Genomic DNA, 14,491 nt, shown 5'->3' on the forward strand with positions numbered 1-14,491 from the left:
TAACCAAAGTCATCTTTGCGTATGACTGCTGTCATCGCGCATGGGTAGGAAGTTGCGCTACTTCGCATCATAGCGGTCAAACACAAATGATCAGGTAAGTCATACTAGCCTGGCGTCCGTTGACCTGCTTTTCCCAACTTCAAACCGATGCGGACATGGAAAAGAGTTTTACCCGAAAACTGCTGCTGTTAGCGGCTTTTATCTGGCTGCCCCTGCAAGCAGCCTGGGCTCAGCTATACCTGACACCCCAGGTCAGGCCAAGAGCTGAGTGGCGCAATGGCTACCAAAGCTTGCCTGATGGTCAGAATGGAGCCTTCTTTGTGAACCAGCGCTCCCGGCTCACACTTGATTACAAGCAAGATAAGGTGCAGATGAAATTTAGTTTGCAGGACGTCAGGGTATGGGGCGATGAGCCACACCTGAAAGACTTACCTTCCACGGCCATGCACGAGGCCTGGGGAGAATTTGCATTGACAGATAAGTTCGCTGTCAGGATAGGCCGGCAAGAGTTCGTTTACAACAACGATCGCCTGCTTGGCAATGTGGACTGGGTACAGCAGGCTCGAAGTCATGACGGGGTGCTGCTCAAAGCAAGGTGGCAGGGGATAAGCCTTGATGCAGGCGGTGCTTTTAACCAGGAGAGAGAAGCGCTGTTTGATACCCATTACAGTATGAACAACTATAAAGTGCTTGGCTTCCTGTGGGCACAGAAACAGCTGAATGACCAGTTCACAGTGTCCGCTATGCACATTAGCGACGGCTTTCAGCTACCTGATACAGTAGGGGGGGTTAACTTCCGTCATACCTACGGTCTGGACCTGAATTACCAGCATGAGCAAGCGCAGTTCAACGGTGCCCTGTACAGGCAGTCAGGCGAGCACGGCAGTGGCAAGCGCATATCAGCCTACCTGGCGGTGGCAGAAGCATCCTATACCTTACAGCCTTTGCGCTTCACCATCGGCACCACTTATCTGTCCGGTATGGCAGGTCATAACAGCAAAGTTCGTTCCTTTAACACGCTGTATGCGACCAATCATAAGTTCTATGGCTTCATGGATTACTTTATCAATGTTCCGGCCGACACGCGACAGGGCGGATTGCATAACAGCTACTTTAAAACCAGCTATAATTTAAAGGGTAAGTACAGCCTTTCATTGGACTACCACTATTTTGCACTGGCCAAAAACCTGGGCGCTACGGAGACACTTCCCGGCCCCAGCGATCGTTATTTGGGATCAGAGCTGGATGCAGTAGTCCACTACAAGCACTCTGATCAAATTCAGTTTTTTATTGGGTACAGTACATTGTTTGCGGGCAGCTCCATGGAAGCGATAAAGCCGGGCAGTGCTGCTGCCTATGCCGATTGGGGGTGGGTGATGGTCAACATCCAGCCGCGCATCCTGCTAAAGTCGTTTGAGAAAGATAGATAAGGTATAAAAAAGGCCCTTGCCAAATTCTGGCAAGGGCCTTTCGTCTGCTGGTATCAGCTCTATTTCGCCATCAGTTCGTGTACTTTTGCCTTCACGGCTTCGTCCTGCTGGTAGGCCGTCACGATCTCTCTGTATTTGTCTTCGGTAAGGCCTTCTTCTTCAAGAGCCTTTTTTACATTTTCTTTTACAGTAGGCTGTATCTCCACGATCTTCTGCGCAGCTTTGTCAAAAGCGGCCAGTTGCTCCGGGCTTGCACCTGATTCTGCGAGTTTCTGCTCCCGCTGTGCCTGTGCGTACTTATTGAACTGCTCTACATCCATACCTGCTTCTTGAATAATATTGAGCATGTTCTGTTGACCTTCCTTCTGAATTGCCGTCACTTTTGCATTTGCCTGCAAAAACTTTTTGAGTTCCTCTTCAGAGAATCTGTCCTGCTGAAGCTGTTCCTGCTGAGTTACTTCATCTGCCTGCTGTGCTGATGCGGATTGAGCGTACCCAAGGGCGAAGAGAACGAGAGCACCTGACAAAATCTTTTTCATTTTCATGATCGGTTGTTTTAAGGGATTAGGTTAAAAAAGAGTCACAAAAAGCTCCTGGCAGGTCGACTGCAGGAGCCCATAAATTTTAAGATAGTAAAAAGAGGGGCCAGTGCCAAAAGAAAAATAAATCTCTTCTGAGAGGTCAACACAATTGCCGGATTATGCAAAAGGCGGGAGGGATGGGGAGTATAAGTAAGAGGGCATAAAAAAAGCCCCAGACATAGTCTGGAGCTTTGTAGCGGGGAGCAGAATCGAACTGCCGACCTCAGGGTTATGAATCCTGCGCTCTAACCATCTGAGCTACCCCGCCGAATTGTGGTGCAAATATAAGGGGTAACTTTTTAAAAAAGCAACAATTGATGCACAAAAAAATATTTTATTTTCTGTATATTTAGCAAATCAGAAATTAATACTATACTTACTCAGTCACTTACAATACCAGACAATGAAAGCTACAAAGACGAAATTTGTGCATGAGTACCCAATAAATGCATCTGCCCGCTTGCTATACCCATACCTGAGCACTCCAAGTGGACTGGCCCAGTGGTTTTCTGACGATGTTTCGGTAAACGAAGACAAAGTGTTCAACTTCTTCTGGGATGGTCGCAATCATTATGCTGAAATGACAAACCACCGCACGAATCGCTCTGTGCGCTTCTTGTTTCTCAACGAGGACAAATCACACGCTTCCGATCCATCTTATATCGACTTCTCTATCGAAACAAGTGAACTGACGCAGGAGCAGTATCTGAAGGTAGTGGACTACTCAGAGGAAAATGACGAAGAAGAGCTGGAAGAGTTATGGGAGCACTTGCTGCAGAAACTTCGTGAAATAGTGGGAGGGTAGCACATCTTAGCTTCAAAGGCTTATCTTTGCACGATTTTTGAAAGTCCGGTGTTAAAGAAAAAAACCGGGATTTTTGATGCCCGCATGCCAATTGGCCCACATGAAGAAACTAGATAAGCTAATACTTAAATCATTTGCCGGACCATTCTTGCTCACGTTTGCCATCGTGGAGTTTATCCTGCTTACGCAGTATATGCTCAAATACCTCGATGAGTTAGTGGGCAAAGACCTTGGGTACGACGTTTTTGCAGAACTGCTGTTTTATTTCAGCATCAACATGGCACCTGTGGCCCTGCCATTGGCAGTGCTGCTTTCGGCGCTTATGACATTTGGTACGCTGGGAGAGCACCATGAGCTCACAGCTATTAAAACGTCAGGTATAGCGCTGCCGCGTATTTTGCGTCCGGTTGCCTTTTTTGTGGTTTCGCTTTCCATTGGAGCCTTCTTCTTTAACAACTACGTGGTTCCGAAGGCTAACCTGAAGGCTTATAGTCTGCTATGGGACATCAGACAGAAAAAGCCTGCCATGAACTTCAAAGAAGGCGCTTTTTACAATGGATTGCCTGGCTACAGCATCAAGATTAACGAGAAGTTAAATGATGGCCGCTCACTGCGTGACATCATGATCTATGATCACTCGAAGGGCGGCAACAATACCACCGTTATACTGGCCGACTCAGGGCAGATGTATACCGAACACGATGACAATTACCTGATTCTGGAGCTTTTCAGGGGGAATACCTATGTGGACCAGAACAACGGTGGGTTCCGTAATTCGTCTGAGCAGTTTGTGCGGGAGAAGTTTGACGCCACTAAAATCATCTTCAGCCTTGCTTCTTTTGAGTTGGGGCGTACCCGTGAAGAACTCTTCTCTGACAACAAGATGATGAAGAACATTGGGCAGCTGACATCGGTAACGGATTCCCTGCGTCGCTCGGGTGTACGGGAGCGGCAGATGTATGCTCCAAATGTGGACCCGTTCTACATGTACTTCAAAGCTGACACAGGGCAGGTTAAAAACGGACTGCCGGTGACCAAGGTGCTGCCTGATTCGGTACATGAGCGGAAGGATCTGTCACCGATTACGGCTGATGTGATGCTGGCAGCAGCAAATAAAGCCCGTAACGTGAAAAGCTTTACAGGTAGCTACAAAGAGCGGGTGACAACACTTAGTCGTGATGCTAACAACTATGAGATTGAGATCTGGCGCAAGTATACGCAGTCATTTGCCATCCTGATCATGTTCCTGATCGGAGCCCCATTAGGAGCTATCATTAAGAAAGGTGGTCTGGGAGTACCTGTGATCATCTCGATCATGTTTTTTATCGTGATGTATGTGCTGGGCATACTAGGGGAGAAATGGGCCAGAGAGGGGCTCGTCTCTGTAGAGGCGGGGATGTGGGGAGCAAACGCTATCCTGCTGCCAATCGGCATGTTTTTCCTGTATCAGGCACAGAATGACTCCAGCCTGCTGGAGGTAGACTTCTGGCGCAAACTCATGACCCGACTAAAGCGCAGCAAAATATAGCCCTGCGTTAAAATAACTCGACGCAAATAGTTTTTTAATATAGATATTTTATTTAACTTTGCGGCTTATACGGGAAACTATCCACTGAATATAACAGATTGATATTTTTTATACGCAATGAAATTAACTACTGAAGCGAAACAAGAAATTTTTGAGAAGTACAGCCTGACCAAGTCTAAGACTGACACTGGTTCTGCAGAAGGCCAGATCGCGCTGTTCACTACGCGCATTGCTGATCTGACAGAGCACCTGAAAGTTCATAGAAAAGACTTCGGCACTCGCCTTGGACTTCTTAAGCTGGTAGGTAAGAGAAGAAGACTTCTGAACTACCTGCAGAAAAATGACATTGAAAGATACAGAGCGATCATCGCCGAGCTTGGTATCCGTAAATAAGCTTATATTGAGTTAGGGAATTTCTTACAGGGATTCCCTAATTTTTTCTGCCCCCTTTTGTATTTCCCCCTTCCTCTTTGCCAGTACCCCAGCAGCGGCTGCAAACGGTAGCCCTGTTCTATTTGATGCTAAAAACAATAATTGAAGATGTCACAAAACGCGATCACTAAAACAATCATTCTTCCGGATGGCCGGGAGATCATAATCGAAACTGGTAAATTAGCCAAGCAGGCTGACGGATCTGTGGTAGTAAAGATGGGTAACACCATGCTATTGGCAGCCGTTGTTTCTAACAAAGAAGCCCGCGAAGGAGTTGACTTTTTGCCTCTATCTGTAGACTATCAGGAGAAATTCGCTTCTTCTGGCAAGATACCTGGAGGCTTCCTGAAAAGAGAGGCTCGCCTTTCTGACTACGAAATTCTGATTTCGCGCCTGGTAGACCGCATTCTGCGCCCTATGTTCCCGGGTGACTACCATGCCGAAACGCAAATGACTATACATATGATCTCTGCTGATACAGAGATCCTGCCTGATGCGCTTGCTGCCTTGGCTGCCTCTGCCGCACTGGCAGTTTCTGATATCCCTTTCAACGGCCCGATCTCTGAGGTTCGTGTTGCCCGTATCGACGGTCAGCTGGTGATCAACCCGCTGGCGTCTGATCTGCAGCGCGCCGACATTGACATGATCGTAGGTGCTTCTATGGACAGCGTAGCCATGGTGGAAGGTGAAATGAACGAAGTGTCTGAAGAAGAGATGCTCGAAGCAATTGCCTTTGCACACGAAGCGATCAAAGTGCAGTGCCAGGCACAGCTGGAGCTGGCCGAAATGGTTGGAAAACTGCAGAAGCGTGAGTACTCACACGAAACGCACAACGACGAGTTGCGCCAGAAGGTATACGATGCCACTTACGAGAAAGCTTACGAAGTTGCAAAGCGTGGCCGTGCAAACAAATCTGAACGTAAAGAAGGATTTGCTTCTGTATTGAATGAATTTATCGAATCGCTGGGTGAGGAGCACGAGTTTGACCTTGGCCTGATCAAGACTTACTACCACGATGTGGAGAAAGAAGCGGTTCGCAACATGATCCTGAACGACCGCGTTCGTCTGGATGGTCGTCAGCTGAACGAGATTCGTCAAATCTGGTCAGAAGTAAACTATCTACCAGCTACACACGGTTCTGCTGTATTTACCCGCGGTGAAACACAGTCGCTGACAACTGTGACACTTGGTACCAAACTGGATGAGCAGATGATCGACAGTGCCATGGTATCAGGTTCAAACAAATTCCTGTTGCACTATAACTTCCCTGCCTTTTCTACTGGTGAGGTGAAGCCAAACAGAGGCCCTGGACGTCGTGAGATTGGTCACGGTAACCTGGCACTGCGTGCACTTAAGAAAGTACTTCCAGCTGACGCTGAGAACCCATATACAATCCGTATCGTTTCCGATATCCTGGAATCTAACGGTTCTTCTTCTATGGCTACCGTATGTGCCGGCTCCCTGGCACTGATGGATGCAGGTGTTCCTGTAAAGGATGCCGTATCAGGTATAGCAATGGGTCTGATCACGGATGAGCGCACTGGTAACTTTGCCGTTCTTTCTGATATCCTGGGTGATGAAGACCACCTTGGTGATATGGACTTCAAAGTAGCTGGTACCAGCAAAGGTATCACGGCCTGCCAGATGGACATCAAAGTACAGGGCTTGTCACATGAAGTGCTAAGCCAGGCTTTGGCTCAGGCAAAAGACGGTCGTCTGCACATTCTCGGTGAGATGAACAAGACAATCTCAGCTCCAGCTGCAGACTACAAGCCGCATACGCCACGTTCATTCAACATGGTGATCGACAAGGAGTTCATTGGTGCAGTAATCGGACCAGGTGGTAAAGTGATCCAGCAGATCCAGAAAGACACTGGAGCTACGATCATCATCGAGGAGAAGAACGAGAAAGGCCATGTAAACATTTTCGCCAGCAACCAGGATTCTATGAACAGTGCCGTGAGCAAGGTCAAAGCGATCGTGGCGCAACCTGAGATAGGAGAGGTGTACATTGGTAAAGTGAAATCGATTCAGCCTTACGGTGCATTCGTTGAGTTCATGGCCGGCAAAGATGGTTTGCTGCACATTTCAGAGATCAAGCACGAACGCCTCGAAACGATGGACGGCGTGTTGGAGATCGGCGAAGAAGTGAAAGTGAAACTCATCGACGTCGATAAGAAAACAGGTAAATTTAAGCTTTCCCGTAAGGCTATTTTACCAAAGCCGGGCGCTGAAGCGCAACAATAATCAAACAATTTAATACTCCTGATGCCCGTTCCGTATAAGGCGGAGTGGTGTCAGGAGTATTATGTTTTGCTGTCGCGTACTAGCTTCTTGATTTTATTCTTAAAATGTAAGAACTTTGCGCGATTTTCTGATGTTACCACTCCGAGCCCGGAATTAAGATTTTCACATTTTTTGTAATAACAACATACTCTGATGAGACAACTCAAGATAAGCAAACAGATCACCAACCGCGAAAGCCAGTCGCTGGACAAGTACCTTCAGGAGATTGGTAAAGTTGATTTGCTTACACCAGATGAGGAGGTATCGCTTGCTCAGAGAATCAAAGAGGGAGATCAGTTTGCACTTGAGAAATTGACGAAAGCCAACTTGCGTTTCGTTGTGTCGGTTGCCAAGCAGTACCAGAACCAAGGCCTTTCACTAGGCGACCTTATCAACGAAGGTAACCTGGGTCTGATCAAAGCTGCCAAGCGCTTCGACGAAACAAGAGGTTTCAAATTCATCTCTTATGCAGTTTGGTGGATCCGTCAGTCTATTCTGCAGGCATTGGCCGAGCAGTCTCGTATTGTACGTCTGCCGCTGAACCGTGTTGGTTCTCTTAACAAGATCTCTAAGTCTTTCTCTGAACTGGAGCAGAAATTTGAGCGTGAGCCTTCTCCGGAAGAGATCGCGGAGGTGCTGGAGCTGACAACCGCTGAGGTTGTGGATACGCTTAAGATCTCTGGACGCCACGTATCTGTAGATGCTCCGTTCGTGCAGGGCGAGGAAAACCGCCTGCTGGACGTGCTGGAGAATGAAGACGAAGAGTCACCTGACACTGGTTTGATGAACGACTCGCTTCGTAAAGAAGTGCAGCGCGCACTTTCGACCCTTACCAAGCGTGAGGCCGATGTGATTACGCTTTACTTCGGCCTGAACGGTGAGCATTCACTGACACTGGAGGAGATCGGGGAGAAGTTCAACCTGACCCGTGAGCGTGTACGCCAGATCAAGGAAAAAGCCATTCGCAGACTGCGTCATACATCTAGGAGCAAGGCATTGAAGCCTTACCTGGGTTAAGCAATAGTAACATGACAAAGAGCCCTGTCCGTAAGGTCAGGGCTCTTTGCATTTCAGGCTATACAGGCATGCTGTCTGCCGTGTTCAGGCTAATTAACATAGGAAGTATGCAGGCAGAGCATGAGAAATTTTGTATACTTGCAACCAATTTCGATAAAGCGCTACATAAACATGGAAATAGAAAAAGTAAAATGCCTGATCATCGGTTCAGGTCCCGCTGGGTATACAGCAGCTATATATGCTTCCCGTGCCGGATTGAACCCTGTATTGTATCAGGGATTGCAGCCAGGCGGACAGCTGACCATTACCAATGATGTAGAAAACTACCCTGGCTACCCGGACGGCATCAACGGCCCTCAGATGATGGAGGACTTTAAGCGACAGGCGGAGCGTTTCGGCACTGATGTCAGGTATGGCATCGCGACTGCCGTGGATTTTTCGTCGCAGCCGCACAAAGTGACCATTGACGATCAGAAAGTAATTGAGGCACATACCGTGATCATCTCAACCGGTGCATCTGCCAAGTGGCTGGGCATGGAGTCGGAAGCTCGCCTGAATGGTAATGGTGTGAGTGCTTGTGCTGTTTGCGATGGCTTCTTTTACCGTGGACAGGACGTGGCCATTGTAGGCGCCGGCGACACGGCGGCTGAAGAGGCGACCTACCTTTCAAACATCTGCAACAAGGTATACATGATCGTACGCCGCGACGAAATGCGTGCCTCCACTATCATGCAGGAGCGCGTGAAGAAAACTAAAAACATCGAGATTCTCTGGAACTCTGTAACCGACGAGATACTGGGCGAGGAGGTAGTAGAAGCTGTGCGCGTGCGAAACGTGCTGACAGACGAGCTGCGCGAGATTCCTGTCAAGGGCTTTTTCGTGGCGATCGGTCACAAACCGAACTCCGATATCTTCGCTGATTACCTGAACCTGGACGAGAACGGTTATATCCGCACCATTCCTGGAACAAGCAAAACCAACATTGACGGCGTGTTTGCCTGTGGCGATGTGCAGGACTTCACCTACCGCCAGGCTGTGACAGCGGCTGGTACAGGTTGTATGGCTGCCCTGGATGCGGAACGCTATCTGGCTGCTCAGGATTTGCACTAAAAATCACCTATAAGTCAAGCCTGCCAAGCATAATCTTTTTAGTTTGGTAAGGACTGACCACAATAAAATGGCGTTGCTATAGTTAGTTTTGCGTGAATTAGCCCTACTGATACTGCTCCGCCTAATATCCAATATAATGCTAAAGTATAAAGCACCCCTTACGATTGCACTCTTTTTGCTCTGTCTTATAGCCGGGACTGACAGTGCCTTTGCTCAGGGTAAGGTCAAGGATCTATTTAAGGTAAAGTCACCTAAGATAGATTATGTTCGGCCTGACACCACTATCTTGATTAAGTACGAGGAGTTTCCGGAAGATGAATCGGATGCAGGCAAATCGATCTTTTTTAATCCGAAGAGAGAGCTTTCGATTGTTAGTGAAGATACCTCAGAGCTTGATTTAGGAGAGCAGCACATTGTAGAAGTATCGGAAGAGGTGCTGATCGACTCGGCCTGGATCAAGATAGCTGGTTACTATGCCATCTGGGATACGCGGAATATCAACCCGTATCGGATGGATGGCCGTCAGCTCAAAGATACAGTGGATATCACCCTGTATGACCCAAGGTCTAACCGCGATTACAAAATGCCACTGGAGAAAACGCCTGTTACAAGCCGTTTCGGACACAGAGGTTATCGCTGGCATTATGGTACTGACATTGACCTGAACACCGGTGACTCCATTTATGCCGCTTTTGACGGGGTTGTACGCATCAACAAGTGGGATGGCGGAGGATATGGTAACTACATTGTGCTGCGCCATTACAACGGCTTGGAGACCCTTTACGGGCACATGAGCAGAACCATCGCAGAGACGGGACAGTTTGTGAAAGCCGGCGAAGTGATTGGTTTAGGGGGCAGCACTGGGCGAAGTTCAGGTCCTCACCTGCACTATGAAGTACGTTACCAGGGTAATCCGCTTGATCCGGAGCTGATGTATGACTTTCCTGACTATTTGCTCAAAGGACAGAGCTTCGTTATCACCTCTGCCTTGTTCAACTATTACAACAGGGCAAAGGGCAGTAGCAGCAGCGGCTCCCGCAAAGCCTCTTACCACAAAGTACGAAGCGGGGATACCCTGTCAGGTATAGCAAAGCGCTATGGTGTGTCTGTGAGCCAGATCACTAAACTGAACGGCATCAGCACGCGTACCACCCTGAAGGTTGGGCGTTCGCTCAGAATCAAATAAGAATTAATTGAAAATGAAGTTAGATATACTTGCCTTTGCCTCACACCCGGATGATGTAGAGCTTGGCTGTGCAGGTACACTGATAGCCCATATTGCCGCAGGCAAGAAGGCTGGGGTAGTGGACCTGACACGTGGTGAACTCGGAACGAGGGGCACACCTGCTGAGCGAGTGGAAGAAGCAGAGGAAGCCGCCAGGATCATGGGCCTCTCTGTTCGTGACAACCTTGGCTTTGCAGATGGTTTTTTCTCCAACGACAAGGAGCACCAGTTGCAGATTGTACGCAAGGTGCGGCAGTACCAACCGGACATCGTACTGATGAATGCGCTGCACGACAGGCACCCGGACCATGGTCGCGGAGCGGCTGTAGTAGCTGAGGCTTGCTTCCTTGCTGGTTTGAAGATGATCAAGACTTTGGGTGATGACGGGCTAGAGCAGCAGGCCTGGAGACCGAAGGCGATGTACAACTTCATTCAGGATCGTTACATAAAGCCTGATTTTGTGATGGATGTGACGCCTCATTGGGAAAAGAAAATTGAAACCATCCGTGCTTTCAGAACGCAGTTCTATAATCCTGATGATAATTCTCCGAATACCTACATCTCGTCGCCTGAGTTTCTGGATTTCATCGAAGCCAGGGCCCGCGAGTATGGGCATGCCATTGGGGTAACCTTTGGGGAGGGTTTTACCTCGGCTAAGCAGGTAGGGGTACGTAACCTTTTTGATCTGATTTAATTTTTAAATAAGTATACAAACAGAAGGGGCCGGTCATTTGACCGGCCCCTTCTGCTATTTTAGAATAGGCTATACCTTATTTCACTCTGTTTTTGCGCCAGTTAGAAACTGTGCCGTTTTGTGTGCCGGTGCTCGGCGCACTTGCTTTAGGCTTGTTGTTTCCTAGTAGCATAGCGGCCAGTACTGCAGCTATTTCATCTGCGTCTTCAGTTGGCTTCGTCTCCAGTACGCTCGGGCTAAAGTAGCGCTCAATGAATTTGGTGTCAAAATTACCTGAAACAAAAGCTTCGTGCTGCAACACGAATGTGCCGAAAGGAAGAGTAGTCTCTATACCTGTAATCTTGTACTCATCAATGGCACGCAGCATTTTCTCAATGGCTTCCTGACGGTCTTTTCCGAACGTGACCAGTTTCGCGATCATTGGGTCATAGTAGATCGGAATGTCCATACCTTGCTCAAAGCCATCATCTACGCGTACACCAAGCCCTTGTGGACGCGCGTAAGTTTCCAAACGTCCTATATCAGGCAGGAAGTTATTAGCAGGGTCTTCAGCGTATACCCGCAGTTCCAGGGCATGGCCGTTTATGGTCAGGTCTTCCTGTCGGAAACTAAGTGGGTTGCCTTCTGCAATTAATATCTGCTCTTTTACCAGGTCCAAACCTGTGATCTGCTCTGTTACCGGGTGCTCTACCTGCAGACGGGTGTTCATTTCCAGGAAGTAGAAGTTCAGGTTCTCATCCACCAGGAACTCCACTGTACCAGCACCCACATAGTCACAGGCCTTGGCTACGTCCACGGCGCAACGGCCCATTTCATCGCGAAGCTCAGGCGTGAGGACAGCAGAAGGAGCTTCCTCGATCACTTTCTGATGACGACGCTGTATGGAGCATTCACGCTCAAAAAGATGGACGATGTTGCCGTGCGTATCGCCCAGTACCTGTATTTCGATGTGACGGGGAGAGCCAATGTATTTTTCAATGAAGACAGAGCCGTCGCCAAAGGCAGATGTCGCTTCGCTCACAGCCAGTTTCATTTGCTCTTCAAATACATCCACGCTTTCCACTACGCGCATACCCTTACCGCCACCACCGGCACTGGCCTTGATCAGGATCGGGAAACCTACGTTTGAAGCAATTTCCTTGGCTTCTTCCACATCCGAAATAGCCTCTTCCGTGCCCGGTACCATCGGAATCTTATACTTGGATACAGCGGCTTTGGCGGCCAGCTTACTACCCATCAGCTCGATGGCTTCAGGTGAGGGACCGATAAAGATCAGACCCGCCTCCTGCACTTTACGTGCAAAATTTGCGTTCTCAGAAAGGAAGCCATAGCCTGGATGGATCGCATCTACCTGTAGGCGCTTGCAGACATCAATGATCACATCACCCCGCAGGTATGATTCATTTGACTTGGGTCCACCTACGCAAACAGCCTCGTCAGCATAGCGCACATGCAGGGCGTTACGGTCAGCCTCGCTGTAGATGGCTACTGTGCTGATACCCATTTCTTTGGCGGAGCGCATCACACGAAGCGCGATTTCACCACGGTTTGCTACCAGTATCTTCTTGATTTTTCTCATGCAGGAGCTAAGCTTTATTTTCTTCAAAGAAACAGTATAACAGGCAAACTTAAAAATGAGCACCCGAAAAAGGAGCGGTAGGAGTATTAGAAATTGTTTATGAATCTATAAAATCATAAATTTGCAGGCATTATACTTAGAACTGAATATATAGTATAACTAGCTATATAAGAACCTTAAATTATCCCGAAACTTAATTAAACACAAGGTGGATTTATTTGAAAAGTTGTTGACCAACAGAGGTCCGTTAGGCAGCCACTCACATTATGCGCATGGCTATTTCACGTTTCCAAAGCTTGAGGGGGAGATCGCTCCGCGCATGAAGTTCAGGGGCAAGGAGGTACTTACCTGGAGCCTTAACAACTACCTGGGTCTGGCAAATCACCCGGAAGTGCGTAAAGCTGATGCTGAAGCCGCTGCTGAGTGGGGTATGGCCTACCCGATGGGTGCCCGTATTATGTCTGGAAACTCAAACATGCATGAAAAGCTGGAGTCTGATCTGGCTGAATTTGTGCAGAAGCCTGACGCCCTGTTGTTGAACTTCGGTTACCAAGGTGTTGTGTCGATCATTGATGCGCTGGTAGATCGCCATGATGTGATCGTGTACGACGCAGAATCACACGCTTGTATCATTGATGGGGTGCGTCTGCACCAGGGTAAGCGCTTTGTATACGGCCACAACGACATGGCCAGCCTTGAGAAGCAACTCGAGCGTGCTACACGCTGGGCTGAGAACACAGGTGGGGCCATTTTGGTGATCACGGAAGGTGTTTTCGGTATGTCTGGTAACCTGGGCAAACTGAAAGAAGTGGTGGAGCTGAAGAAGAAATTCCAGTTCAGACTGCTCGTTGACGATGCACATGGTTTCGGTACAATGGGTAAGACTGGTGCCGGTACAGGTGAGCACCTGGGTGTGCAGGACGGTGTCGACGTATACTTCTCTACTTTTGCCAAGTCTATGGCCAGCATCGGTGCCTTCGTGGCTGCCGACGAGCAGGTGGTAGAGTACCTGCGCTATAACATGCGTTCGCAGATTTTTGCCAAGTCGCTTCCAATGCCTTTGACAGTAGGTGCTATCAAGCGTCTGGAGTTGCTGCGCACGCAGCCAGAGCTGAAAGACAAACTGTGGGAGGTGGTAAATGCGCTGCAGACTGGTCTGCGCGAAAAAGGCTTCAATATCGGTACAACTGAGTCGCCTGTTACACCAGTATTCCTGAACGGTCAAATTCCGGATGCGACCCAGCTGACGCTCGATCTTCGTGAGAACTACAACATCTTCTGCTCTATCGTGGTGTATCCAGTAGTGCCGAAGGATGTGATCATGCTACGTCTAATTCCAACAGCCGTGCACACGCTCGATGATGTGAAGGAGACGATCGACGCTTTCGAAAAGATTGCACAAAAACTAGATAAAGGTCTATACTCAAAGGCCTCTGTGTCCGCTTAATTTGCTCTAAAGGCATATATTAAAGTTTGCTAATCTTTGCATGTTATCATTTAATGTGTATATTGGAGCAGTAAAAACAAATGTTTCACTATAATAAACACCTCAAATGAACAACAACTTTGGCAAACTCAAGGACCTAGTAATGTCTCTTGAAGCTGACTTCGAGAAATTCTACGACAAGAACAATGCAGCTGCCGGTACTCGCGTACGTAAAGGCATGCAGGACCTGAAAAACATGGCTCAGGACATCCGTAAGGAAGTTCAGGACATGAAAAACAGCGCTACAGAGACTAAATAAGTAACTCTTTAAGCAATAGCAACAAAAAAGGTGATCTGAAAAGATCACCTTTTTTGTTT

The 14,491-nt window shown here is 48.2% G+C and carries 13 protein-coding genes and 1 tRNA gene; 11 read left to right on the plus strand and 3 right to left on the minus strand.

What is annotated here, in order from left to right; translation table 11 throughout:
• Nucleotides 1–155: 155 nt before the first annotated feature.
• Nucleotides 156–1,430, plus strand: a complete 1,275-nt coding sequence (locus Q1A54_RS05790) for an alginate export family protein (protein ID WP_299985798.1) — start codon at nt 156–158, stop codon at nt 1,428–1,430.
• Nucleotides 1,431–1,489: 59 nt separating this feature from the next.
• On the opposite strand, the gene Q1A54_RS05795 is transcribed toward Q1A54_RS05790, so the two are convergent.
• Nucleotides 1,490–1,975 (minus strand): DUF4168 domain-containing protein, encoded by a 486-nt coding sequence (locus tag Q1A54_RS05795; protein ID WP_299985800.1) that lies wholly within the window; start codon nt 1,973–1,975, stop codon nt 1,490–1,492.
• Between the two features lie 230 nt (nt 1,976–2,205).
• Nucleotides 2,206–2,279: transfer RNA gene (locus Q1A54_RS05800), tRNA-Met, on the minus strand.
• A 135-nt stretch (nt 2,280–2,414) separates the two neighbouring features.
• Between Q1A54_RS05800 and Q1A54_RS05805 the strand changes: the two genes are divergently transcribed.
• From Q1A54_RS05805 to bshB1, 8 genes are all read left to right on the plus strand, one after another.
• On the plus strand, nt 2,415–2,816 hold the full coding sequence (locus tag Q1A54_RS05805; RefSeq protein ID WP_196114733.1) for an START-like domain-containing protein: 402 nt from the start codon (nt 2,415–2,417) through the stop codon (nt 2,814–2,816).
• Between the two features lie 100 nt (nt 2,817–2,916).
• A complete protein-coding gene (locus Q1A54_RS05810; RefSeq protein WP_196114734.1) occupies nt 2,917–4,344 on the plus strand; it encodes an LptF/LptG family permease in 1,428 nt (475 codons plus the stop codon).
• A gap of 117 nt (nt 4,345–4,461) precedes the next feature.
• A complete protein-coding gene (gene rpsO, locus Q1A54_RS05815; protein ID WP_007656434.1) occupies nt 4,462–4,737 on the plus strand; it encodes a 30S ribosomal protein S15 in 276 nt (91 codons plus the stop codon).
• 147 nt (nt 4,738–4,884) lie between these two features.
• Entirely contained in the window at nt 4,885–7,023 is a 2,139-nt protein-coding gene (locus Q1A54_RS05820; protein WP_196114735.1) for a polyribonucleotide nucleotidyltransferase, read from the plus strand.
• A 192-nt stretch (nt 7,024–7,215) separates the two neighbouring features.
• Nucleotides 7,216–8,079, plus strand: a complete 864-nt coding sequence (locus Q1A54_RS05825) for a sigma-70 family RNA polymerase sigma factor (RefSeq protein WP_007656436.1) — start codon at nt 7,216–7,218, stop codon at nt 8,077–8,079.
• A 171-nt stretch (nt 8,080–8,250) separates the two neighbouring features.
• Entirely contained in the window at nt 8,251–9,189 is a 939-nt protein-coding gene (trxB, locus tag Q1A54_RS05830) for a thioredoxin-disulfide reductase (protein ID WP_299985801.1), read from the plus strand.
• Nucleotides 9,190–9,475: 286 nt separating this feature from the next.
• Nucleotides 9,476–10,375, plus strand: a complete 900-nt coding sequence (locus Q1A54_RS05835) for a M23 family metallopeptidase (protein WP_230391960.1) — start codon at nt 9,476–9,478, stop codon at nt 10,373–10,375.
• 13 nt (nt 10,376–10,388) lie between these two features.
• Nucleotides 10,389–11,108 (plus strand): bacillithiol biosynthesis deacetylase BshB1, encoded by a 720-nt coding sequence (bshB1, locus tag Q1A54_RS05840; protein WP_299985803.1) that lies wholly within the window; start codon nt 10,389–10,391, stop codon nt 11,106–11,108.
• A 76-nt stretch (nt 11,109–11,184) separates the two neighbouring features.
• On the opposite strand, the gene accC is transcribed toward bshB1, so the two are convergent.
• Nucleotides 11,185–12,687, minus strand: coding sequence for an acetyl-CoA carboxylase biotin carboxylase subunit (gene accC, locus Q1A54_RS05845; protein ID WP_299985805.1), 1,503 nt, complete (start codon nt 12,685–12,687; stop codon nt 11,185–11,187).
• 208 nt (nt 12,688–12,895) lie between these two features.
• Between accC and Q1A54_RS05850 the strand changes: the two genes are divergently transcribed.
• Nucleotides 12,896–14,134 carry a pyridoxal phosphate-dependent aminotransferase family protein gene (locus Q1A54_RS05850; protein ID WP_299985807.1) on the plus strand — a complete coding sequence of 413 codons (1,239 nt, stop codon included), beginning with the start codon at nt 12,896–12,898 and terminating at the stop codon, nt 14,132–14,134.
• 106 nt (nt 14,135–14,240) lie between these two features.
• The gene (locus Q1A54_RS05855; protein WP_196114741.1) at nt 14,241–14,432 is read left to right on the plus strand and encodes a histone H1; all 192 of its coding nucleotides are present in this window, start codon (nt 14,241–14,243) and stop codon (nt 14,430–14,432) included.
• Nucleotides 14,433–14,491: the final 59 nt, after the last annotated feature.

The organism is uncultured Pontibacter sp., from assembly GCF_947502515.1.
Lineage (GTDB): Bacteria > Bacteroidota > Bacteroidia > Cytophagales > Hymenobacteraceae > Pontibacter.